This is a genomic window from Neobacillus sp. SM06 (genome assembly GCF_050496765.1).
In the GTDB taxonomy this organism is placed as follows: Bacteria; Bacillota; Bacilli; order Bacillales; family Cytobacillaceae; genus JAEVLT01.
In genome coordinates, this window is sequence record NZ_JBNWEO010000011.1 from 336,828 (window position 1) to 359,047 (window position 22,220).

The 22,220-nt window shown below is 42.1% G+C and carries 22 protein-coding genes and 4 pseudogenes; 8 read left to right on the plus strand and 18 right to left on the minus strand.

Annotation, left to right across the window (positions count from 1 at the left end; translation table 11 throughout):
- Positions 1-214 precede the first annotated feature (214 nt).
- Positions 215-580, minus strand: a complete 366-nt coding sequence (locus tag ACQYAD_RS04915) for a HesB/IscA family protein (RefSeq protein ID WP_430236064.1) — start codon at positions 578-580, stop codon at positions 215-217.
- Between the two features lie 133 nt (positions 581-713).
- Between ACQYAD_RS04915 and ACQYAD_RS04920 the strand changes: the two genes are divergently transcribed.
- A complete protein-coding gene (locus tag ACQYAD_RS04920) occupies positions 714-1,400 on the plus strand; it encodes a DUF2225 domain-containing protein (protein ID WP_430236066.1) in 687 nt (228 codons plus the stop codon).
- Between the two features lie 30 nt (positions 1,401-1,430).
- Here the strand turns inward: ACQYAD_RS04920 and ACQYAD_RS04925 are convergent, their stop codons facing one another.
- Complete coding sequence (locus ACQYAD_RS04925) at positions 1,431-1,670, minus strand: YuzB family protein (RefSeq protein ID WP_430236067.1); 240 nt, start codon at positions 1,668-1,670, stop codon at positions 1,431-1,433.
- Between the two features lie 222 nt (positions 1,671-1,892).
- Here ACQYAD_RS04925 and ACQYAD_RS04930 point away from each other — a divergent pair, with 222 nt between their 5' ends.
- Positions 1,893-2,960 carry an NAD(P)/FAD-dependent oxidoreductase gene (locus ACQYAD_RS04930; protein ID WP_430236068.1) on the plus strand — a complete coding sequence of 356 codons (1,068 nt, stop codon included), beginning with the start codon at positions 1,893-1,895 and terminating at the stop codon, positions 2,958-2,960.
- Positions 2,961-3,007: 47 nt separating this feature from the next.
- Here the strand turns inward: ACQYAD_RS04930 and ACQYAD_RS04935 are convergent, their stop codons facing one another.
- Positions 3,008-3,340, minus strand: coding sequence for a YuzD family protein (locus tag ACQYAD_RS04935; protein WP_430236070.1), 333 nt, complete (start codon positions 3,338-3,340; stop codon positions 3,008-3,010).
- Positions 3,341-3,484: 144 nt separating this feature from the next.
- Between ACQYAD_RS04935 and ACQYAD_RS04940 the strand changes: the two genes are divergently transcribed.
- Entirely contained in the window at positions 3,485-3,724 is a 240-nt protein-coding gene (locus ACQYAD_RS04940; RefSeq protein ID WP_430236072.1) for a NifU family protein, read from the plus strand.
- Between the two features lie 33 nt (positions 3,725-3,757).
- Here ACQYAD_RS04940 and ACQYAD_RS04945 read toward each other — a convergent pair whose 3' ends face one another.
- Together ACQYAD_RS04945 and yutH are read right to left on the minus strand one after the other, a co-directional pair.
- Entirely contained in the window at positions 3,758-4,750 is a 993-nt protein-coding gene (locus tag ACQYAD_RS04945) for a 2-hydroxyacid dehydrogenase (protein WP_430236073.1), read from the minus strand.
- A gap of 52 nt (positions 4,751-4,802) precedes the next feature.
- Entirely contained in the window at positions 4,803-5,816 is a 1,014-nt protein-coding gene (gene yutH / locus ACQYAD_RS04950; RefSeq protein ID WP_430236074.1) for a spore coat putative kinase YutH, read from the minus strand.
- 199 nt (positions 5,817-6,015) lie between these two features.
- On the opposite strand from yutH, the gene ACQYAD_RS04955 reads away from it, so the two are divergent.
- Positions 6,016-6,516, plus strand: a complete 501-nt coding sequence (locus tag ACQYAD_RS04955) for a phosphatidylglycerophosphatase A family protein (RefSeq protein ID WP_430236075.1) — start codon at positions 6,016-6,018, stop codon at positions 6,514-6,516.
- 42 nt (positions 6,517-6,558) lie between these two features.
- Here ACQYAD_RS04955 and ACQYAD_RS04960 read toward each other — a convergent pair whose 3' ends face one another.
- From ACQYAD_RS04960 to ACQYAD_RS04970, 3 genes are all read right to left on the minus strand, one after another.
- Entirely contained in the window at positions 6,559-7,323 is a 765-nt protein-coding gene (locus ACQYAD_RS04960) for a TIGR01457 family HAD-type hydrolase (protein WP_430236076.1), read from the minus strand.
- 81 nt (positions 7,324-7,404) lie between these two features.
- On the minus strand, positions 7,405-7,842 hold the full coding sequence (locus tag ACQYAD_RS04965; protein WP_430236078.1) for a DUF86 domain-containing protein: 438 nt from the start codon (positions 7,840-7,842) through the stop codon (positions 7,405-7,407).
- Positions 7,843-7,870: 28 nt separating this feature from the next.
- Positions 7,871-9,157, minus strand: coding sequence for an EAL domain-containing protein (locus ACQYAD_RS04970; RefSeq protein WP_430236080.1), 1,287 nt, complete (start codon positions 9,155-9,157; stop codon positions 7,871-7,873).
- A gap of 186 nt (positions 9,158-9,343) precedes the next feature.
- Here ACQYAD_RS04970 and ACQYAD_RS04975 point away from each other — a divergent pair, with 186 nt between their 5' ends.
- Positions 9,344-9,610 carry a DUF3055 domain-containing protein gene (locus ACQYAD_RS04975; protein ID WP_430236082.1) on the plus strand — a complete coding sequence of 89 codons (267 nt, stop codon included), beginning with the start codon at positions 9,344-9,346 and terminating at the stop codon, positions 9,608-9,610.
- Between the two features lie 81 nt (positions 9,611-9,691).
- Here the strand turns inward: ACQYAD_RS04975 and ACQYAD_RS04980 are convergent, their stop codons facing one another.
- Both ACQYAD_RS04980 and lipA read right to left on the minus strand, forming a co-directional pair.
- Entirely contained in the window at positions 9,692-9,967 is a 276-nt protein-coding gene (locus ACQYAD_RS04980) for a YutD family protein (protein WP_430236110.1), read from the minus strand.
- A gap of 156 nt (positions 9,968-10,123) precedes the next feature.
- On the minus strand, positions 10,124-11,038 hold the full coding sequence (gene lipA / locus ACQYAD_RS04985) for a lipoyl synthase (protein ID WP_430236083.1): 915 nt from the start codon (positions 11,036-11,038) through the stop codon (positions 10,124-10,126).
- 190 nt (positions 11,039-11,228) lie between these two features.
- On the opposite strand from lipA, the gene ACQYAD_RS04990 reads away from it, so the two are divergent.
- A complete protein-coding gene (locus ACQYAD_RS04990) occupies positions 11,229-12,215 on the plus strand; it encodes a M23 family metallopeptidase (RefSeq protein ID WP_430236084.1) in 987 nt (328 codons plus the stop codon).
- A gap of 21 nt (positions 12,216-12,236) precedes the next feature.
- Here the strand turns inward: ACQYAD_RS04990 and yunB are convergent, their stop codons facing one another.
- The 8 genes and pseudogenes from yunB to ACQYAD_RS05030 all read right to left on the minus strand — a co-directional run.
- Positions 12,237-12,989: a sporulation protein YunB gene (yunB, locus tag ACQYAD_RS04995; protein WP_430236085.1), complete on the minus strand. Its 753-nt coding sequence runs from the start codon at positions 12,987-12,989 to the stop codon at positions 12,237-12,239.
- Positions 12,990-13,051: 62 nt separating this feature from the next.
- Positions 13,052-14,146 carry an HD-GYP domain-containing protein gene (locus tag ACQYAD_RS05000; RefSeq protein ID WP_430236087.1) on the minus strand — a complete coding sequence of 365 codons (1,095 nt, stop codon included), beginning with the start codon at positions 14,144-14,146 and terminating at the stop codon, positions 13,052-13,054.
- Between the two features lie 370 nt (positions 14,147-14,516).
- Positions 14,517-14,819 carry a YunC family protein gene (locus tag ACQYAD_RS05005; RefSeq protein WP_430236088.1) on the minus strand — a complete coding sequence of 101 codons (303 nt, stop codon included), beginning with the start codon at positions 14,817-14,819 and terminating at the stop codon, positions 14,517-14,519.
- A 75-nt stretch (positions 14,820-14,894) separates the two neighbouring features.
- The gene (locus tag ACQYAD_RS05010) at positions 14,895-16,250 is read right to left on the minus strand and encodes a bifunctional metallophosphatase/5'-nucleotidase (protein WP_430236089.1); all 1,356 of its coding nucleotides are present in this window, start codon (positions 16,248-16,250) and stop codon (positions 14,895-14,897) included.
- 41 nt (positions 16,251-16,291) lie between these two features.
- On the minus strand, positions 16,292-17,113 hold the full coding sequence (locus ACQYAD_RS05015) for a sulfite exporter TauE/SafE family protein (RefSeq protein WP_430236090.1): 822 nt from the start codon (positions 17,111-17,113) through the stop codon (positions 16,292-16,294).
- 19 nt (positions 17,114-17,132) lie between these two features.
- Positions 17,133-17,240 (minus strand): annotated as a pseudogene (locus tag ACQYAD_RS05020) (DUF72 domain-containing protein); the annotation flags it as partial.
- Positions 17,241-17,361: 121 nt separating this feature from the next.
- A pseudogene (locus ACQYAD_RS05025) lies at positions 17,362-18,473 on the minus strand (RNA-guided endonuclease TnpB family protein).
- A 152-nt stretch (positions 18,474-18,625) separates the two neighbouring features.
- Positions 18,626-19,369: pseudogene (locus ACQYAD_RS05030) on the minus strand (DUF72 domain-containing protein); the annotation flags it as partial.
- A gap of 483 nt (positions 19,370-19,852) precedes the next feature.
- Between ACQYAD_RS05030 and istA the strand changes: the two are divergent.
- Both istA and istB read left to right on the plus strand, forming a co-directional pair.
- Positions 19,853-21,421 carry an IS21 family transposase gene (gene istA / locus ACQYAD_RS05035; protein ID WP_430236091.1) on the plus strand — a complete coding sequence of 523 codons (1,569 nt, stop codon included), beginning with the start codon at positions 19,853-19,855 and terminating at the stop codon, positions 21,419-21,421.
- Positions 21,418-22,187 (plus strand): annotated as a pseudogene (gene istB, locus ACQYAD_RS05040) (IS21-like element helper ATPase IstB). The gene istA and the pseudogene istB overlap by 4 nt, the downstream one beginning before the upstream one ends.
- Positions 22,188-22,220 lie beyond the last annotated feature (33 nt).

Genomic DNA, 22,220 nt, shown 5'->3' on the forward strand with positions numbered 1-22,220 from the left:
ACCGCCCGGTCCTTTTTAGTTTAGCGGATAGACGAAGTCTGTCGATTTCCCCTCCAGGCACTCGCTTTCTGGGGGGGGGCGTGCGGGTGAAGCCAGTAGTGACCGTTTTACCACGAATCAGCTTTTTCCTTTCAATGGTCAAGAGATAAGTTAAGATATAAATTCTGGTGTATAAAAAGGCGTCCATTTTCAAAAATGGATGCCTTCTTCTTTTTCAGCATTCCTCCGGTGTTCCAGCATTTGCATCCGTGCGGAATGACGACCCGCATCCGCAGGAAGCGATGGCGTTTGGATTGTCGATGGTGAAGCCTCCGCCCATCATCGATTGCTTGTAATCAATTTTGGTGCCTTTTAAAACAGGCGCACTTTCTTTGTCCACTATAATTGGAATCGAATGCTGTTCAAAATGGTGGTCATCTTCCTTGATTTCATGGTCGAATCCCATTCCATACGATAAACCGCTGCAGCCTCCGCCTTTTACGGCAACCCGCAGGAATGCCCCTTCTTCTTCATTATGCTTCATCATTTCTTTTATTTGAAGAGCCGCAGCTTCCGTTAAAATAATCACATCTTCGCTCATTTTACTTCCTCCCTGTTGGTTTACTTTTAAGTATAATGATTTGAAATCAAGTTCTCAAATCATGAGATTCAGCAGTCATTTAGGAATTTTTGCGCTATAATAAAAGTATTCCATTATGAAAAGAGATTGGCCAATGACTGAATTAGAACCATTGTATGATAAAAAGCTGGAATGTCTACTTTGCAAACAGCCTTTTACGAGCAAGAAAGTTCGCAGCCGTTTTGTGAAAATAAAGGAAGTTGATACGGATTTTTGTCCCGTTTATGAATCGGATGAAGTGAACCCGCTACTTTATCCAATTCATGTTTGCCCCGCGTGCGGCTTTTCGTTTTCCGATGATTTTTCAAAATACTTTCCCCCTGGGGCAAAGGAATCGATTCAAACAAAGGTAACAGACCGCTGGGTTCCCCGGAATTTTGGTACTGAACGCACGATTCAGCAAGCAATCCAAGCATACAAACTCGCCATTTACTGTGGAACTTTAAAAAAAGAAAAACATGTTCTCCTAGCCGGCATGTATCTTCGCACTGCCTGGTTTTATCGCAGTCTGAAAGAAGAGCAGCAAGAATTGCGCTTTTTAAAATTAGCCGGAGAGGAATATGAGCAGTCCTACATGGAGGATGATTTCAAAGGTTCTCAAGTTTCCGAGGTCAAAATCCTTTATTTGATTGGCGAATTGTCAAGGCGAATCAAGGATGTTGATAAAGCCACCAAGTTTTTCTCAATGGTGATCGAGCGTCAAAAGCAGACTGTCGAGCCAAAGATCATTGAAATGGCAAAAGAGCGCTGGCATGAAATAAGAGATTCGCGCAAAAACTGAAGGAACGGTTTAGAAACCGTTCCTTTTCTATTAAAACATTGGGTTTTCATCCAAAAATTGATAGATCTTTTCAACGAGCTCTTCCGGAGAATTTCCGGTTACCATTTCACCGTTCACTAATGCAAATAAAGTAGAAGCACATTTCCCGCAATAGCTTAGACAGCCATATTCAATGATATCCAAGTTCGGATCTCGTTCCAATATTTCTCTGGCTTTCTGTGAACCGCTCGCCAAATTACTGACACAAAACTCAATGATCGGTTTAAACATTCTTTTCACCTCTACTAACTTACTATCCTACGCTTTTTTAATCATCTCGTCAAATATCATTTCTTATATATATTTGTCAATATGTAAGCGTTATATGTTGTTATTTTGTCACAATTTCGTTATACTCATTATGGATTGAAATCACAGAAAATAATATTTTTTTCAAATAACGTCCTTCTAGAGTTTTTGACAAAATGCTTCAACAAAGGGGAAAAGGCAAAAATGAACAAGCTCGTAATTCTCGGTGGAGGATACGGCGGGATGAAAATCATCAATGAACTTCTTCCCGGCCATCTTCCCGAAAATGCATCGATTACGTTAATTGACCGTGTTCCATACCACTGTTTGAAAACAGAGTATTATGCACTTGCTGCTGGAACTATTTCTGACAAAGAGGTACGTGTGAGCTTTCCGGAACATCCACGACTTCATATTCACTATGGGGTCGTTGAACGGATCGATTTAAAGGAAAAAAAAGTTTTGCTTAGCGATGGAGATGCTGTTGACTATGACGATTTAGTCATCGGTCTTGGCTGTGAAGACAAATATCATAATGTTCCCGGTGCAGATAAATATACCTACAGTATCCAAAACATTCGTAAAGCAAGAAAGACCTACACCATTTTAAACAATTTGCCTGCTGATTCTGTGGTCGGTATTGTCGGCGCAGGGCTTAGCGGGGTTGAGCTGGCGAGTGAACTGAGTGAAAGCCGGCCGGATATAACAATAAAACTATTTGATCGCGGCAAACATATCTTATCGGATTTTCCCGACCGTTTAAGCAAATACGTTGAGAAATGGTTTGTTCACCATCAAGTTGACATCATTAACGAATCCAATATCACAAAAGTCGAAGAGAAAACGCTTTATAACCATGATGAGCCGATACACTGCGATGCCATTGTCTGGACCGCAGGGATTCAGGCAAATCGGATTGTTCGTGAAATGGATATTGAACATGATGCATTGGGCAGAGCGGTGATCACACCGCTTCACCATTTGCCAAGCGATGAACATGTCTTTTTTGTTGGGGATTGCGCAAGCCTGCCGCATGCTCCAAGCGCTCAGCTTGCGGAAGGGCAGGCGATTCAGATTGTTGAGGTGTTAAAGAAGCGCTGGAATCAAGAACAATTGCCTGCTGCATTACCAACGATTAAGTTAAAAGGCGTTCTTGGGTCGCTTGGTAAGAAACATGGATTTGGCATCATGGGGGAACGCCCGATTACCGGACGGGTTGCCCGGCTGTTGAAATCCGGCATTCTCTGGATGTACAAGTACCATAATGGTTGATAGCGGATGAAGAAAAAACCAGGCGTTTGGTTAACCTGGTTTTTTCTTCATGATTCTGCCTTATAGCCGTATTTCTCCATTTCGGCAAAAATGGTCTTTAAGCGCGGATCCCCTTCGCCTACAACCTGTTCATTGATAACAACAACAGGATAAAACATTTCCTCTTCCAGCACTTTTTTTGCGAATTTTTCTTTTGTCTTATCAACAGGTGGATTAAAAAGATCCACATACGTTAGAACAAATGGCTGGTTTGGAAATTTTCTTGTAATCGCGGCTTGCAACCATTCCAACGTTTCCTTGGAAGAGGGCATCCTTACACAGCTTTGGCAAATTTCTTCGGCGCCATAAACAACAATTTCAATTCCTTGACTTTCGCTCATGTTTGATTCCTCGTTTTTCTTTTATTTTATAATATTATTCTGTTTAATACTAAGAAAATGTTATAAATCAGCACATTTCCATTCTATCACAATGGATTTTTCCATACGGTGACATTATAATAAAGGATAGGAAAGGAGTCGATTATGATGAACGATTTAGAAATGAAAGAACAAGTCCAAGAAGTATTAGATAAATTGCGCCCGTTTCTTCTTCGCGATGGCGGAGATTGTGAATTAGTTGATGTTGAGGATGGCATTGTAAAACTTCGTCTCCTTGGTGCATGTGGCAGCTGCCCAAGCTCCACGATCACACTAAAAGCTGGAATTGAGCGCGCTCTTTTAGAGGAAGTTCCCGGCGTTCTTGAAGTGGAGCAAGTGTTTTAAAAGAAAACTCGCCATTTAACGGCGAGTTTTCTTTTATTGTACAATGCCCTTTGTCACCCAATCTTGATTAACGAGTGTAGGCGGCCTTCTTCCACTTAAAACCGCATCGATGTTTTTAACGCATAAGTCCATCATCGCTGTCCGAGTGTCAATACTTGAGCTACCGATATGCGGAAGAGCGACGACATTTGTCAGTTTTAGCAGCGGATGATCAGCGCCAATCGGCTCACTTGCAAAAACGTCAAGACCAGCTCCGGCTATTTCACCTGTTTCAAGAGCTTCGTACAATGCCTGCTCATCGACAACTGGCCCCCTGCCAACGTTTATAAAAACCGCCGTCTTTTTCATTTTTTGAAAAACTTCCAATGTGAATAAATTCCTTGTTTCAGCAGTAAGCGGTGTCAAACAAACAACGAAATCAGCCTTCTCCACCAATTCCTCAAAAGAGGCGTAGCATGCGCCAAGCTGTTTCTCGACTTCCGGCTTCCTTGTCCGGTTATGATACAAAATCCTCATCTCAAAACCTGAAGCCCGTTTGGCAACTGCTTCGCCAATTTTCCCCATCCCGACGATTCCAATCGTTTTATGGTGAACATCCTGGCCGGCCAACAACAATGGACTCCAGCCTCTCCATTTGTCCTGTTTTACCATTTCTGCTGCTTCGACAATCCTTCTGGCCGTGGCTAATAACAGCGCAAACGTAAGATCGGCCGTGGTATCTGTTAAAACTTCCGGAGTGTTGCACACGGCAATCCCTCTTTTGCTTGCAGCAGCTAGATCGATATTATCAAACCCTACAGCCATATTGGCAATCACTTTCAACTCTCTTGCCGTCTCCAATAAAGTTTCATCAATCCGGTCGGATAACATGGTTAAGAGGGCATCTGCCCGCTGTGCCTCGTTGATTAATCGTTCTCTTGGCACCGCTTGAACGTCACGGTTCCACATGGTTACTTCATATTTTTCTTTTAGCGGTTGAATAACCGCTTCTGGCAGCTTTCTGGTAATAAAAATAGTCGGTTTCATGCGAGATTTCCTTTCTACACGAACTGCTTTTTCATTATTTTACCACAATCCGTTAGCGAACCGTATACAGCCATTCTGGAATTGACAAGTTGAATTTCTTCACTGGTGCTCCCACAAGATAAAAAAAATTTCCTAAAAACCGCTCATACTCCTTTGATTGCCGAAGAATTTTCATCAATTGTTCTTCGAGAAGCTTTTTGTTCTGTTCAGAGCGGGTCAAATAATATTGTTCAACGCATTCAAAATAGTGAAGCGGAAACATGATTCGCGCGTACAATAACTTCCATGAAAAAGAAGATAGTGGTGCTATCGATTGATACTCTTCAAAAAATCGTTTTACTTCGGGTTCATAGGTTTGGATATTATAAAAGTAGCGCTCTCTTGTCCATTCGGCTAAGTCACGGCTGCGATGATCAAATACCCAATCAAACGGATTTTTCAATAAAAATTCTTGACCCCATGATTTTTTCGAGAAACGTTCATGGCAGACGGTTCCATTGTCAACTTCCGTAGGGTCATCATCGATTTCCGTATCAACTAAAAATTGAATGGCATTTTCCGTCAACCCCAAATAATACGGAAACGATTCAACAAACATGCGTTCAAATTCATCTTCCGGTGTTTGAAAGAGAAGTCCATTCCATACTTTTTCCATTTGCTCAAGCCGCTTTACCCATAGCTCTTTCCATTGGCCAATCCGCTTGGATCGCTCAATCAGAAAGGGAATTCTTCTTCCCCGTTCATGAAATTTAGCTAATTTACGCCCGAGTTTCATGGAGTTTCTCCGTTCTGTCTGCCGGCTTGCCAACACACAGTAGTTCTTGTTTTCCCATGTTGTTAAGTATTTCCCTTCTTTTGTGGGTACAAAGACAGGGACATGGCGATCGCCAAAATTTCGTAAGTGTTCGGCAATTTTCCCCAATTCAATTAAATCTTCCTCCTGATAGTGCTCGGCTGTTGCCGGAAAGTACAGCCACCCGTTTCCTCGTAAAGCTTCGTATGAATCAAGCTGAATTGAACCATCTACTTTAATTCCGTACTCTTTTTCAAGCATTGTTTGCAGCATGTTTTTTCCCCCTTTCCTTCAATCCCTTAAGACATTTATATGTGACCATCGCTTTTTAAAGTATAAGGAAAAGGATAACGGAAACGCTAATCCTTGAAAAAGAAAACATGGTATTTTTGTTCCTTTTTTATACTGGCTGCATATTTTAAGAAAAAGGGGTTTGAACTGTGAAAATCAAAAGAAAAGGTGAGAAGAAATCATGGCGGAAAGCAAGAAAGTAGATATTATCGAGGAAACGGCCCGCAAATGGTTGAAAGAGCGAGGGGTGACGATTCAGGATATCGCCAGCCTTGTTTATTATTTGCAGGAAAAATACCATGAGAACTTAACAATGGACGATTGCATAACGAATGTGGAGCGCGTCCTTTCAAAACGGGAAGTTCAAAATGCGATTATTACAGGAATCCAACTGGATATCCTCGCTGAAAAGGGTCTTCTTGAAGAACCGCTGCAATCGATCATTGCAACAGATGAAAGCTTGTATGGCGTAGATGAGATTCTGGCCTTTTCAATTGTAAATGTGTACGGCTCCATCGGGTTTACCAATTACGGCTATATTGATAAGCAAAAACCGGGAATTTTGCACCATTTAAATGATAAATCAACAGGTGAGTGCCACACTTTTTTAGATGATTTAGTTGGAGCGATTGCTGCGGCAGCATCCAGCAGACTGGCACACCGTGCTGCAAAGGCTGAATAAGCAAAACAGGCTGAATCTTTATAAGGATTCAGCCTGTTTTCTTTACAGCCTCCATTCATCCAGTGAATCTACTACATAGGATGGCTTTCGGTCATAGCCTTTGAGCAATTCTTTTGTTGTCACCCCTGTGTGGACAAGGAGGGTATCCATCCCTGCGTTCAGGCCCGCAAGAATGTCGGTGTCATAATTGTCGCCAACCATTAGGGTATCTTCCTTGGCCATTCCAAGAACTTTAAGCGCTTGTTCCATAATGATGCTTTCCGGCTTTCCGATAAAAATCGGCTCGGTTTGCGTTGTCACGGCAATAACCGATGTCAGTGAACCATTTCCCGGAAGGAGCCCCCGTTCCGTCGGCAAGGCAATATCTCCGTTCGTTGAAATAAACACGGCGCCATTGCGAACGGCAAGTGCTGCCACTGCTAATTTTTCATAATTGATTTCCCTGTCAATTCCCATTACAACATAATCAGCATGTTCTTTTGCAAATGAAAAACCTTTTTCTTTTAAAGCTGTTTGAATGCCTTCTTCCCCGATCACGTAGATCGAGGCATCACTTTTTCGCTCATATATATAGTTTGCCGTCGCTTGACTCGTGGTAAAAACGAGTTCCGCTTCACAAGGAATATCAAACTGGCGCAATTTTTCCGCCACCTGTTCCGGCGTTCTTGAAGAATTGTTCGTGACAAACAAGTAGGGAATCTGTTTGTTGCGAAGCCGTTTGACAAAATCACTCGCGGCTTCAATCCGCTCTGAACCTCTATACATCGTCCCATCTAAATCAATCAAATACCCTTTATAGTCTTTCATTTATTTATACACCTCTTCTATATCCTACCCGAAACACGAAAGGAGACCGCTCGTTTCTTGCGGTCCCTTCCGTAAAGGCAGCTACTTTTTAAAAGCCGAAACAGGCCCCAATTCGTTCGTTAAGTAGTCGCGGATGTTTTTTGGAAAAACGGCAACAGCTTGAAGATGGTTTGAACATTCCCGCCGCAATTCTTCATGATTCACTTCTGTATACAGTTGCACAAGTATTTTCCGGTAGGGGATCAGCCGCTTTAAGCTCTGCCCCGTTTCTTCCGAGATAACCTGTTCATCCGTCAAAATATCAATAATGTCATCGTAGCTTCCAGGATCTCTCATAATAAAGCCGTCAATCACTGCGTTGCCGACGTCTAAAACCGACTCAATCATCATATGTACCATTCGCTCAAGTGCTGCTTTTTCAATCAACGTTGACCAATTCTCCGTTTTTAAAAAAAGGTCAATTTGCTTTTCAAGATAGACAAGTGTTGTTTCCATTTTTTCACGGTCAACAAAATACAAAGCCAATCATCTCCTTTTGGCAAAAAAATTACGTTGCCATGCTTTGGATCAGCGAAGCAGGCCGAGCGTAAAAATAGCCTTGTGCCAAGTCGACATTGTGGCGCGAAAGAACGGAGGCCTCCGCTTCGCTTTCAATTCCCTCGGCAACAACGAGCGATCCCGCCTCTTTTGCGACAAGCAGCAACCCTTTTAGCATGGACTCTTTCACGGTGTTTTTATCAATATTTTCAATCACTGAACGGTCAATTTTGATAATTTCCGGCAAAATTTCGCTAATGGTGTTCAAGCTGGCATACCCGGCCCCGGTGTCATCAACCGCAATGCGAAACCCCATCACCCTCAGCAATTTAATCGTATAACTGAAATCTTTTAATTCTTCGATCGAATCCCGTTCGGTCACTTCAAATGTAATCTGGGTGGGCAATATGGTTTTGTACCGCGCCATTATTTTTTTCAAATCTTGGACGAAGCGGATATTTCCAAGGGTGAGGGGCGTGCAATTCACAAAAACATCGTGCTGGCATTTAGCTTCTGTCATTTGTTCCAGCGCCTTTTCAATTACAATCATTTCAAGCTCGTACAGCAAACCCGTCTGCCTTGCAATCGAGAAGAGTGACAGCGGGTTTTCCAGCACTGTCCCGCTCGGCCCTCTTGTTAGTATTTCCCACGCCCTGATTTCGTTTGTCGCTACATCTATAATGGGCTGTGCCAATAGTTTGATGTCTTTTTCGGACACGAGTTTTCTTAGCAAATAAAGCATTTCATTAAATCCTGATTTAACTTTCTTTTCGGCCATTTCGGTGGCTTGTTTATAGGCTCTTGCCACAGCATCTGAAAGTGAATCGAGCTTCCTTTCAATAAACATATAGCCAGTCTCAAGTTGAATCGGAATCGCTGTATACTGAACAGCAAGCTTTTGTTTCACGATTTCCATAATGGTATTGATCAGCACATCAATTTGTGAGATTCCGCGCCGGTCATCATGGACTTTTACGAGCAGTGTGATCCCTTCACTGTAATAATCATGCAAAGCAATAATATCTTCAACTGGTACTCCTTGCTGAACGGACATTTGAAAATATTTTTTTAAATCATTCATGTATCGAGGGAAATAAGCGGTTAATTCTTTGATATTTTTGATCGTAAAGACGATCACGGCTGCTTCGTGATTTTCCTGAAAAGCCGCTTTTACGCCTTCCACAACTGGATCTCTTAAAATAAACTGAGGCGGGAAGAACTTGATGGATGACCAAGGATAGACAAGTTTTAACCATTTCAGTTTGCTGTTGAATTGATCGATGTAATGACGAACCATTCCATTCATCCCTCTCAGAAGCCAACGTAGGAAATCTATTTCTATTGTATCACAAATTGACAAAATTCGTATTTTCGTTATGTAAAAATCGATAAAATTCACGTTGAATTCTTTTTTTCAATGGTGGTTTTAGCGAGGAACAGCATTTGATATGATAGAGAAGAAATCAAAAAAGGAGAGATTGATTTGAGCGAACGCTTTTTTTTATACGATGATACCGAGGATACGAGAACGAGATTTGTCAGCTTTGTTGGTGAAAACGAGCGCTTTGATCTGGCATTGATTCAATCAAATCGCCACTACGGGAAACAGCTTGTTTTGAACATGCAGAGCAACCGGTTTGCGATTATTGGTCATGACGACTTGGAGGAAGAAGGATATTTGGAATATGCTTTCGAGCTCAACGAAGCGGATGCAGCCGAATTGCGTTCCTTTTTACAAGAAGTAATTTAGATTTAGGCTCGATTTTCTATCGTAGCTCCTTCCCCATTCATTGAAAAGGACCAGAAGTTTTTGAATTCTGGTCCCAAAATCTTATTTTTTTATTTTTTTCAAAACAAAATAGGCACAGCCAAAATTGCAGTATTCATACAAATATTCTTTCAATGTGCTGATTTTTGTATCAAAGGAGGCTTTTTGGTTTTGATCATCAAAAAAGCCTTTTAAGCGGAGCTGCCCGTAGCCCCAATCGCCGACAATATAATCATATCTTGACAATATATCGCTATAGCGCCCCAGAAACGCTTCTTCATTGTACCCATTTCGTTCATTTTCCACTAACTCATAGTGTATATTGTTTACCGTAACCATCATCCACCTCTTTTACCCAGGCACTTTTATCTCCATTATAACCGATCATCTAAAAAGAGTTCAGCAAAAAGCTGAACTCTTTTTAATCCTCAAGAAATTTGCAAACTTTCACAAGGAGGCTAGTCGTTGCATGAATCGCGCTTGCTCCCTTTGTTCTTAAGCCTCTTGAATTTTTTGATCGCCGAGCATTTGTTTATGTTTTGCCGCGGCATTTACTTGCTCATCGGCATGATAGGATGAACGGACAAGCGGTCCTGCTTCACAATGGCTGAAGCCTTTTGATAAAGCAATTTGCCGCAATTCTTCAAATTCTGCAGGGCTGTAGTATTTTTCTACCTTTAAATGCTTTTTCGTCGGCTGTAAATATTGGCCAATGGTCATAATATCAACATGATTGGCTCTTAAATCATCCATTACTTGAAGGATTTCTTCCTTCGTTTCCCCAAGTCCGATCATTAAGCTGGACTTTGTCGGAATCGTGGGGTTCATTTCTTTTGCACGGCGCAGGAATTCAAGTGAGCGGTCATATTGTGCCCGTGCTCTCACTCTTGGCGTCAGGCGGCGTACCGTTTCAATATTATGATTTAAAATGTCCGGTTTGGCCTCCATTAAAACGCGCAAGTTTTCTTCTACTCCGCCCATATCGGAAGGTAGAACTTCAATACTTGTAAACGGGTTCTTGCGGCGAATGGCCCGGATCGTTTCTGCAAAAATTGCCGCTCCGCCGTCTTTTAAATCATCGCGCGATACAGCGGTGACAACGACATGTTTTAAATTCATCAATTGTACTGAATCGGCAACGCGCTCAGGTTCTTTCCAGTCCAGTTCGGTTGGCAGTCCGGTCTTTACCGCGCAAAACCGGCAGGCCCGCGTACAAATATCCCCGAGGATCATAAATGTGGCCGTTCTTCTTTCCGCCCAGCATTCATGAATATTGGGACATCTTGCTTCCTCACAGACGGTATGAAGACTTTTTTCCCGCATCATTTTTTTCAAGCCGGTGTAATGCTCATTTGTGTTCAGTTTTATTTTCAACCAATCCGGTTTTCTTACATATTCATTCTTGCTCATTTTTCCACCCCATTCTTTTGTAAGATCCCCAAAAAAGTGTTATGTAATGAGTTTCTTCCCTTGTCACTTTATCATACTGGCTAACGATCGACAAGCCAAAGACATCTTTTTACCATTTATTAACCATAATGAAAAAGTTCTGAACTCATAAACTACAGATGTAAGTTTAGTTCTTGAAGGGAGGATTCGCGTGCGGGTCTTTTTACTTATATGTACTTTTCTGTTCCTTATCAGTCCGCTTGAGATCAGAGTGGATGCCGAAAGCTCTGATCCATACCAAAAAAGAATGGAACTTTATAAAAAAGTGGAAACCGTTACCCAAATTCCATGGTATTATTTAGCGGCAATTGACCAATATGAGCGAAATATCCGCCAAGTTCGCAAGGATTTGCCAGAACCCAAGGGTGTGACCGGCATTTATTTTACCCCTGAAGAATGGTGCGGAATCACCAATCCAAACCGCACAGATCAAAACCCGGCAACGATTCAGTTTTTTAACGGGATCGGCGCTGACGGCGATGGCGATGGCAAAGCGGATATCCAATCGGATGAAGATGTATTGTTTTCAATGGCCAATTACCTCCTTTCCTTTGGAGCCGACCACGAGAATTTAAAAATCGGTTTGTGGAACTATTACAAGCGGGATAAAACAGTCAGGATTATAAATGACAAAGCGAAAGTGTACAAGCACTTCGGACGGCTTGATTTAGACGGACATGCCTTTCCGGTGCCGATCCGGTCCAATCACAGTTACCGGACGACCTGGGGTGATGCCCGCGGCTGGGGTGGACGGAGAATTCATGAAGGAACCGATATTTTTGCCGGCTATGGGGTACCCGTTCGGGCAACCAATTACGGCATTGTTGAAATGAAAGGCTGGAACCGCTACGGCGGCTGGCGGGTCGGTATTCGCGACATAAACAATACGTATCATTATTTTGCCCATCTTAGTGGTTTTGCGAAAGATCTAAAAGTGGGTCAAATTGTCGAACCGGGAACAGTGATCGGCGGTGTCGGGAGCTCCGGTTACGGACCGCCCGGAACCTCTGGCAAATTCCCGCCCCATCTGCATTATGGCATGTACAAAGACAACGGTTATACCGAATGGTCTTTTGATCCTTACCCACACCTCAGAATGTGGGAAAGACAAGAAAGAATGCAGATCAGAAAAAAATAAGGACTGGCTCATTCGCAGTCCTTATTTTTTTGGCGGCAATTGGATCGCTGGAGTTGATCCGCTGCCGCCATTAAAATATTGCGGGACATCGCCTGGGATAAGGCCGGCTCCGACTGGCACTGTTTGCTTCAACTCTGTCATTTTTGTTGCAAACGGGGTAATAATTTGAACAGCTACGTTTAATTGCAGTGACACTTCAATCCATGTATTGTTGATTCCCATCGGTTTTGCATTCATCTTGATATCCGGCTGCACATTGCCAACCGCTTGAAAGCGAATGGGGATTTTGGGACCCAAGTTTCCAAGCAAAGCACTATTGGTTGCCTGCCCCAATGGAACATACCAGACAATTCCGTTTTTGGTTTTTGATTGATCAAGCTCTATATCCGTATTGGTAATCGCGGCAATTGCTGATAAATCGCCTTTTTCTGCTGCACGAAGATTTTTTTGGATTTGATCAACTGTATTTGCCAAAAGACGGGTTACAACTTCGGTTTTTAATTTGACGGCGGACACCTTTCCATCGCTGCTTGGGGTGACCGTGATAATTTCATCAATGTTCGTCGTTTCTTTTTTTATTGCCCGGTTAATGACTTCTGATGCGATATTTTTCGTTTGAAATTCAGCATAGCGCATGAGCGTTGGCTCAATTCCGTTGTTGACAATCCAAAGTCCTGCTGCTGTTGAAAGCAGGAAAAAAACAAAGGACAATAAGAGAACGTAGCGGAAAGGCAGCGGACCTTTTCGCGGCACTTTTGCGCGAAATTTTGCCAAAAAAAATCCCCCCTCTACAAGCTATATGTATGCCATAGAAGAGAGAACTAGCGCATAAAAATTTAGTTTTTTGGAAAAGTTGTATCGCATGCAGTAATCATGAGATCCAGTTCTGCCTGTAAATTGATTTCGTACGGGCTTACTTCCATGCCATTTTCTTCAATAATTCGCACAACCGGGCGGTCGCTTACCCCACTGTTTTGCTTGGAAACAACGCCTTTACGGCCATCATTTAAAACAACCGTAATTCCAACCGGATACACCGCGACTGCTTGACGAAAGGCTTCGATGATTTTTTTATCAAATAATGTTTCAGATCCGGAGTACAAAATTTCCAACCCTTCATGAGGCAGCATTGCCTGACGGTACACCCGGTTTGACGTTACCGCATCGAACACATCGGCCACCGCAATAATTTTTCCAAAATAATGAATATCCTTGCTTTTAATTCCCCTTGGATAACCTGTTCCATTGAGCCGTTCATGGTGCTGATAAGCACAGTGAGCCACAATTAACGACACATTCGGGATTTTTCGTAAAATTTGAAAACCTACTTCCGCATGTTTTTTGACTTCTTCGTATTCTTCTTTCGTTAATTTATCCGGTTTGAGCAAAATCTGTTCGGGAATTTTCATTTTCCCAACATCATGCAAAATCGCACCTAAACCGAGAACTTCAAGATCTTTTTCTGGAAGGTTCAGTTTTATTCCGATCGCCAATGAATACATGGTCACATTTAAAGAATGCGTAAAAATATAGTGGTCATATGTATAAACTTCTGATAATAAGACAAGCAGTTCCTGATTGCTTTTGATTTCAAATAGAATTTCACGCACTAATGTTTTCAAGTTCTTTGCTGCTTTTTCGAGTGCAAGTACATTGGACATATCCTTGCCGCTTTCGATTTCAAGAAAATGTTTCTCGATTGAATCCATTGCCTTTTTCTTAAGCTTCATTGAAAGCGGGTCGCAAATGGCAAGGTCTTCGGTCTTTTGATCTTTTATGTATATGTAGTGAATCCCCATCTCGATTAGCCGTTTGATCAGCTTCCGCTCAAGCTTGACCCCTTCATTTAAGAGGATCTGGCCCTTATCATTGTAGATGGCTTTGCCGAGAAGGGTTCCTTCTAACACGGTCGCGGTTTGAACTAGTCTCATGATATGCTCCTGTCTTTTCAATCCATTCATCGCATTCTACAAAACACGACATATATCCTAATTATTCATCTGACAAAGGAATCCTTCAACCTACTTTAGTCCCTATTTTGACAAATTTTAAGAAAAACCGCGCAAAAACTGGGTGATCCTTTTTTGTTTGGTTCTGACAACTAGTCTGTTGATTTCCGCTCCAGGTGCACGCTTTCCGAGGGGCGTGCGGGTAAGCCACTAATGACCGGGTTACCCTGAAAATTAGGTGAATTGGGCATTAGGAAAGCCGCTAATGCCCGGGTTGACCCGAAAAACCGGTGAAATAGGCATATAAATTCTGATTAGTGAAACAAGCCACCTGCCGGATAGCAGGTGGCTGTTATACCATCTTTACTAATGCTTCTTTGCCAGTCATCCCTTTTTGGATTCCAAGTGACTCGGCTTCGATTGTGACCGACTCAAGCGGTGCGTTCAGGAGCTGCTCAATAGTTTTCACGCCAACGGCTCTGCCGGCGATAATTTTCCGATCTTTTAGCTTTTCATTTAGCAGTCCGACATCAAGCGCCCCGCACATTATATAGCCCTTATCATTTGTAACGACAAGGAGAGTTGTTTTTGGCAGTTTAACCGTTACCGCTAAAAACGTGTGACCCTCCAATACGATCGGTGAAAGATCAATCATGTTCGCACCCCTTTCTTCCCTATCACTGTATGAAGTGGACGAAAAAAAGGTGTATAGCGGAAAATGCCAACGAAGTTAAATTTCCCCCCGTAGTTTCCATTTTACTAAATCGCGCAAAAATTCAGGGAGGTAGTATTTTTTGTGCTTGCTTTCATAAATCGGCGGAAAAAATCGACCGAAGGTGAACATATCAGGAAGTGCCAGTGTGTACCGGCCTTCCGGGTCCATTTCTTTCCCCTTTATGAAAATTTTGCTCCCGCCAGCAAACTCAATTTGATCATAAATAAAAATACCCATGACCGTCCCCCTAAAGCCAAAACCAACGATTTGTTTAGGCGGCCAATCGGGATTTTTCGTTTGTTCCAAAACTTCCGCCAATTCGCTTCCCGTCAATTCGATTTTGCATGGATTGATGGGGTGCGGACATACCGTTAATAAATCGTACTCAGTTACTTCCCCTTCAAGCGGACCTAACAAAAGACCTGCATTCACAAACGCGCAATCTGCTTCACACCATTCTCTCAATGTTCGGCAAAGCAATGTTGCCAATTCCGTTTTTTGAAATGGATCACTTACAAGCGGTGACGGCAAATCGGTTACCTTATGGCTTAAAAGCATTTTCCCTTCCTGGTACAGCGCTTCAATTTCTTCTTGTTCATTTGCAGGTGCCGGCAGCTCGTTTACATCGAACAAATAGGCTTTTTTATGTACAATTTTCCGTTGCTGATCCACAACGAGCAGCATTTCGCCAACAAAGTTTCCATACTTTCCGGCAGCACCCAACAAAACATTATTCACTGTCTTTCCACTTTGCAAAATATGATGGGTATGTCCCCCTAAAATCACATCAATTTCCGGAAATTCAGCAGCAATTTTCTCGTCGTTCTGAATACCCAAATGTGATAACAGAATCACAATGTCCGCTTCTTCTCTTACTAAACGAATCCACTTTCTCAGCTCGGCGATTGGCTCCGTTAAGTGCCAGCCAAGGAGTTGATACAAATGCGGAAAAAAAGCTGTTAAACCCATTACCCCAAGCCTCGTTCCGCTTTGCGTTTTGTACACTTTATACGGTTTGTTCCAGTCAGGATAGTTGAGGTTGTCTTTATAAAGATTTGCAGTGAGTACATCAAATTTTGCCTGATCGTACAAATGATCTAAATCCCCATAAGCAAGGTTGATTCCTTCATTATTGCCAATCGTTACAGCCGTAAAATCGCTTTTGTTTAAAAGCTCTGTATTGGCCTTCCCCATCGTCGCTTCGGAAAGTGGATGCCAGCGGTCAACAAAATCGCCGACGTCAAACAAAAACACTTCATCGCCGGCTTCCTGGTACCATTTTTTATGTTGGCTGAGCCATTGATGAATTCGGGGCCAGCGTTCAAAATGGCTGTGAAGATCGTTTGTATGGTAAATATGGATCGTTTCCATACGATTTTCCACCTCTCTTCATTCGTATTCAAGGTACACGCTTAACCGATTATTCCTTGATAAACAAAGCGCACACCGACGATGATCAAAACTGCTCTCAAAAGCAGAACAATGGTAGTGCTTTTTAATTTTGAATTCAAATAAACGCCGACCTTCGCGCCAATCCAAGCTCCCGGAATCAAAGCAAGTGCGTAGAGCCATTGAACATTTCCAAGCGCCACATGGGTAATCGAGCTAAGGATCGATGTTGGCAAAATCATGAACATCGAAGTAGCCACCGCCACATGCGGCGGGAAGAAAAAGAGCAAAATCATTGTCGGTACCATGAGCGAACCACCGCCGACACCTAAAATCCCCGACAAAAACCCAACAATAAAAGAAATCACAACTCCCGCCAGAACACTGTAGCCATATTCAAACGGTTTTCCGGTATTATCGGTAAATGTCCGAACAATCCCCCGGTCTTTTCGGTAGGGAATTGGCTTTAGCTTATCCTTCAATACGAGTACAATCGAGACAAACAAAACAAACAGTCCGAAAAAAATACTGAATGAGTGCAGATTCAGTTTTTCGGTTACCCATGCGCCGAGAATACTGCCGGGGCCGCTGCCAACCAGAAAAATAAGGCCGCTTTTATAATCAACGGTTTTGTGTTTCATATAAGCGAGTGTTGACGACAATCCAGTGAAAATCATCGTAAACAGCGAAGTGCCGACTGCAACCTGCGGCGTCACCGCTGAAAAAGAAGGAAGCGTTCCTAAATAGAGCAGCGCTGGAACGACAATAATCCCACCACCAAGGCCGATCAGTGATCCGAGCGAGCTTGCTGCGATGCCAATTACGAGTAAGACAATCCATTCCATTCTGTTACTTCCCCCTTTATCAAAATAAATCCAGCTGTTTTGGAGCCAAACCTTCATATTCTATGTTTAACAATTGAATCATTTCCTTTGCATTATCGGCGGCGTCACCGCCTGAGTTATTAGTGAACTACTCTCACCACTTACCACCCTTACGGGTCGCTTGAAGTGGGGGCTTCTCGACTTATCGTTGCTTTTACTAGCCAACGAAAACTGACCGAGCTAACCCTCTTGTTCCAAGAGTTTTGTTTCTATGATAACGTCAATAAGCGTATACCTTTATTTTTAATATTGATGGCTGAATTATAGTCACGATCTGCCACGTAACCACATGAACAATGGCAGGTGCGTTCAGATAACGACATAGGCTTTTCTGCACCACAACAAGAACACTTCTTTGTCGAAGGAAACCACTTATCAATTTTCACAAGCTGTTTTCCTTGTTCTTTTAGTTTGTACGCTAAGAAAGTGGTAAACATACCGCAGCCATTGTCGTAAACACTTTTTCCAAAGTGAAGGGCTTGTGACATTCCTTTCATGTTCAAGTCCTCAATCACGACAGCATCAAAGGTAAAAGCTAATTCTTTTGATTTGTGGTGAAGGAAATTCATGCGTTGGTTTGCTACTTTTTCGTGTAACTTAGCGACTACAAGGCGTTGCTTGTTCCAACGTGCAGAACCTTTCATACGTTTAGACAGAATCCGTTGTGCTTTTGCTAACTTTTCTGACATAACACGAAAATAGCGAGGATAATTGGCTTTCTCATTTTCGCTGCTTACGTATAATTCAGCCATAGCAAAATCTAGTCCAACGACATTTTCTATTTTTTAGGTTGTATCTCTTTTTCGTATTCTGTAAGCACAGACACATACTAGTTTCCTGACTTCGTTTTGGAAAGGGTACAGGATTTCAGTTTGTAGTTCACAGGGATTTCTCTATGCTGTTTGATTTTTACAAGTTTTAGTTTTGGGAGTTTGATATGACCGTTTTTCAATTCGATGTTTCCATTGACTAAGTTAGTTGTGTAGGATTGTTTTGCTTTGCGGTTCTTGAACTTTGGAAATTCTGCATTTCCTTCAAAGAAATTCTTGTAAGCCGTCTGCAAATTGATTTGTGCGTTCGCTAAAGCTAGCGAATCCATTTCTTTTAGAAATGGAAATTCATCTTTGTATTTGGCAGGAGTCGGGAACTTTTGTTTTTTAAGTGCTTCTTTATCGTCTTTGAACTTCGCATAGGTTTCCTTGCGTTCAGCTAACATCTTGTTATAGACAAAGCGAACACAGCCGAATGTTTTGGCTAATAACACTGCCTGTTCTTTATTTGGCAACAATCGAAATTTGAAGGCTTTATTTTGCTTGGTCATATCCATTCACCTCACAAACAAGGAACGTTTGTTCCTATTGTAACATAGTGAGGAAAGTTTTGGCTATCGCCAATCGAAATTCATCTCCCACCTACTCATTGGGCTATCGCCCTTCACATTCCTTGAGGATGGGAGACTTCTTTCGGAAATCCGTTAAAAAGGACAAACACATTTGTGCACTCTTCTGCAAGTTTTCGTACTATCTGTGCCCACGCCAGCAGCTCTACTCTATTATAGCGGTACAAATAGCGGACTTCACGCCAGTTTTCATCTTTTTTCTTTTGCCAGCCATGCACATTGCGCCCATGAAAACGAACCAATACTTTTTCCGGACTGGTCACGTCCGGCACGATTGGAATCGAGCCTTGACCTGATTGCGGTTCATCGCAAATTGTATGGATCCATTTCTCCTATTTGAGGAAATCAATTGTTTTTTTTCGTAAGGATGCTGAGTACCAGGATTGATGGCGAAACTCAAGAGCACACGGAATGCCAATCATCTCTTTTTTAACCCAGCGCACATAATCAATATTTTCTCGTTTACAATCAAACCATGGTGGAAACTGGAACAGTACCATGGCCAATTTATTATTGTCAAGGTAAGGCTTCAGGGATTCCTTAAAGGCCGCAACCATTTCCTGTTTTGAAGCAAAAGGAATTTCTCCGCGCTGATGCCCTGTCATGCCCTGATAGGCCTTGACGATAAATTGAAAATGGTCAGGTGTCTCAGCCACCCATTTAACAGCATTTCGCTGTGGCTGAACCGCATAAAAGGCCGCGTCCACTTCGACAATCGGAAAATGGCTGCCATACTCCTTAAGTTTATCGCGCGGCGCCGTTCGATTTGGATACAAGCTATCATGATCTCCCCAGCCTGTTACACCAATATAAATCACGAAAACCACCTCTATTTTTTCATCATAGCATAATAGGCTAGTCTATTCTTAGTAGTTTGTTTAGTTTTTCCATTAAAAATCGATGCTAAGCTATATAGACCTATTCATAGCAACACTGATTTCAGGGGTGATTTTCATATTAATTGACTAGTTATTTATAGAGGGAGAGTAATCATCCAACAAAATAAGAATCTAACGGGATTTATAACTCTTTAATTTCAAAACAAAAAAACCTAATCATTAAAGTAATTAGGCTTCTGTAACTGCTATACTAAAGTAGACAGTTTCCGCTAGATAAAAATGGACACTTTTTAACCTAGGGGCTTAGGGGATTTGGCATTGAAAAGGGTGCCGCCCCGGGGAGGGGCGGCACCCTTTTCAATGCTCGCGCTCACCTTCCCCATACTATTAAATGTTTTCCCATAAACCTGTATAATATGATAGGTTATTAGACTATCAATTCAGGTGGAGGGAAGTTGAAAGGTGGAAAAGTGGAAAGTGTATATGGAAATTTATCAATTAAAGCAGCAAGGATTTAGGGTGAGAAGAATTGCTAGAAAATTAGGGATCTCTAGGACTACCGTGTATAAATACCTTGAGAAATCACCAGAGGAAATGAGTGCATGGATGGCATCTACAAAAACGAGGTATAAAAAATTGGATCCTTATGAAATGCTCATTCACACATGGTTAAGCGAGCACCCTGATCTCTCTTCTTCCCAAATCCATGATTGGTTACGAGAAGAGAATCCGACATTACAAATTGGCGAGAGTACAGTGCGTGGCTACGTTAAAGGATTACGTGAGAAATACAATATTCCTAAAGTCGAAGAAAAGCGGGTCTATGAAGCCATTCCAGATCCACCAATGGGAAGACAGGCGCAGGTCGACTTTGGCCAAACCGTACAAAAAACACCGGAAGGAAAGGAGATTAAGTTATATTTCATTAGCTTTGTGTTGTCACATTCTCGTTTTAAGTACGTCGAATGGCTGGACAGGCCATTCACAACGAAAGATGTTATTCGAACGCATGAGAGCGCCTTTCAGTTTTATGGAGGCATTCCACATGAACTTGTTTATGATCAGGATTCTCTCATGGTAGTCAGTGAGAATTCAGGTGATTTAATACTTACGGGAGAATTTCAAGCTTACCGTGAAGAAAGAAAATTAGTCCTCCACGTCTGTCGGAAAGCGGACCCTGAAAGTAAAGGTCGGATTGAGAATGTAGTTGGATTTATAAAGAAAAACTTCGCTAAAAATCGGGTATTCGGTGGGATCGATCAGTGGAATGAACAGTGTATCGCCTGGCTAGAAAGGACGGGGAATGGTAAAGTTCACAATACAACCAAAAAAAGACCAGTCGAAGTGTTTGCCATAGAAAAACAACACTTACGACTAGTCACTAAAGAAATTGTACTTTCAAACGTTGATTCAAGTATAACAAGAACCGTTCGTAAGGACAACACCATTCTCTACTTGTCAAATCGCTACTCTGTTCCTCTCGGAACCTATAAGAAAGATAAAGATGTTTATATAGAAGTGACGGATGAGAGCCATCTCCTTGTTCGAGAGGAAAAGGAAGGGTCTGTGATTGCGGATCATATTATTTGTCAAGAAAAGGGCAGATTGATCCAAGACCGCCAACATAAACGAGACCGAACCAAAGGTATTCCTGCTTACATCGCGAGTGTTTCTAAGCAATTTGAAGAAGTTGAGCTCGCACATGAATTTCTAACTGAAGTCCATAGTAGATATCCGCGATATATTCGGGATCAGCTTCAGCTTATATCAAAAGCGATTAAAACGGCTCCAGAGTTTGCATGCGAGGCTTTAAAGGAGTGTATGGATAGAGGCTTGTATAGTGCGACTGAATTTAGTGATATTATCCTATATGTTAAACGACAGCGCCAAGAGGACAGTGCACAAGCCGAGCCAGAAAAAGCCCCGATAAAGCCTTTGGAAGCAGCTGATAAATCCGTCCTATTAACGAAACCAAAGATTCGAGATATGAATGACTATTTTGCGATTTTACAAGGAGGTATACCCAATTGAGCTTGTCTCTAGAACAACTGCAACAACGTTTATGTTCATTAAGGTGGTCGGAAAGCGCCACCTATCTTCCTACGCTAATTTCCCAAGCCGAATCGGAGGATTGGACATACAGGATGTTTGTCGAGCACCTGACGGCTTATGAGCAAAAGCGTCGTGATGAGAAGCAAATTGAAAAGCGATTAAAGTGGGCAGGGTTTCCTTTTTATAAAACAATTGATGCATTTAACGTCAATGAGCAACAATCCCTAAGCATGAAGCAAATTAATCAATTACAGGAATTCACTTGGATTGATCAACTGTACAACCTTATACTTCTAGGCCGACAGGGGTGGGAAAAACCCTCCTCTCGACGGCACTAGGAATAGAGGCTATTCATCAAGGATATAAAGTATCCTTTATCTCAATGGGGGAATTAATACACACATTGAAAACGGAGGAATTTACAAGAAAGTCACAGACAAGGATGAAACGAATTAGAGACTCCCATTTGGTCATTATTGATGACTTGATGTACATGGCGATGGACACTCGGGAAGCTAATCTGTTATTTCATTTGATTAATGACTTGTACGATCGAGCCTCCGTCATTATAACATCAAACAAAAGCCCTCAGGAATGGGGCGAATTATTAGGGGATCCTGGCATTACTACAGCTATTTTAGATAGACTCATCCATCGAGCAGAAGTGATCCATTTTAAAGAAGAAGAAAGTTATCGTATGAAACATCGTTCTTCAATTTTTGGGCGAAAAAGTGTCCAAAATTAATTAGCAAAAAGTGTTCATTTTCACTTGACGGTT

Bases quoted from the DNA above. Each gene is read 5' to 3' on its own strand.
- ACQYAD_RS04915 (WP_430236064.1), bottom strand. From the start codon at position 580: ATGAGCGAAGATGTGATTATTTTAACGGAAGCTGCGGCTCTTCAAATA.
- ACQYAD_RS04920 (WP_430236066.1), top strand. From the start codon at position 714: ATGACTGAATTAGAACCATTGTATGATAAAAAGCTGGAATGTCTACTT.
- ACQYAD_RS04925 (WP_430236067.1), bottom strand. From the start codon at position 1,670: ATGTTTAAACCGATCATTGAGTTTTGTGTCAGTAATTTGGCGAGCGGT.
- ACQYAD_RS04930 (WP_430236068.1), top strand. From the start codon at position 1,893: ATGAACAAGCTCGTAATTCTCGGTGGAGGATACGGCGGGATGAAAATC.
- ACQYAD_RS04935 (WP_430236070.1), bottom strand. From the start codon at position 3,340: ATGAGCGAAAGTCAAGGAATTGAAATTGTTGTTTATGGCGCCGAAGAA.
- ACQYAD_RS04940 (WP_430236072.1), top strand. From the start codon at position 3,485: ATGATGAACGATTTAGAAATGAAAGAACAAGTCCAAGAAGTATTAGAT.
- ACQYAD_RS04945 (WP_430236073.1), bottom strand. From the start codon at position 4,750: ATGAAACCGACTATTTTTATTACCAGAAAGCTGCCAGAAGCGGTTATT.
- yutH (WP_430236074.1), bottom strand. From the start codon at position 5,816: ATGCTGCAAACAATGCTTGAAAAAGAGTACGGAATTAAAGTAGATGGT.
- ACQYAD_RS04955 (WP_430236075.1), top strand. From the start codon at position 6,016: ATGGCGGAAAGCAAGAAAGTAGATATTATCGAGGAAACGGCCCGCAAA.
- ACQYAD_RS04960 (WP_430236076.1), bottom strand. From the start codon at position 7,323: ATGAAAGACTATAAAGGGTATTTGATTGATTTAGATGGGACGATGTAT.
- ACQYAD_RS04970 (WP_430236080.1), bottom strand. From the start codon at position 9,157: ATGGTTCGTCATTACATCGATCAATTCAACAGCAAACTGAAATGGTTA.
- ACQYAD_RS04980 (WP_430236110.1), bottom strand. From the start codon at position 9,967: ATGGTTACGGTAAACAATATACACTATGAGTTAGTGGAAAATGAACGA.
- lipA (WP_430236083.1), bottom strand. From the start codon at position 11,038: ATGAGCAAGAATGAATATGTAAGAAAACCGGATTGGTTGAAAATAAAA.
- ACQYAD_RS05000 (WP_430236087.1), bottom strand. From the start codon at position 14,146: ATGAGACTAGTTCAAACCGCGACCGTGTTAGAAGGAACCCTTCTCGGC.
- ACQYAD_RS05005 (WP_430236088.1), bottom strand. From the start codon at position 14,819: ATGATTGATCTTTCACCGATCGTATTGGAGGGTCACACGTTTTTAGCG.
- ACQYAD_RS05010 (WP_430236089.1), bottom strand. From the start codon at position 16,250: ATGGAAACGATCCATATTTACCATACAAACGATCTTCACAGCCATTTT.
- ACQYAD_RS05015 (WP_430236090.1), bottom strand. From the start codon at position 17,113: ATGGAATGGATTGTCTTACTCGTAATTGGCATCGCAGCAAGCTCGCTC.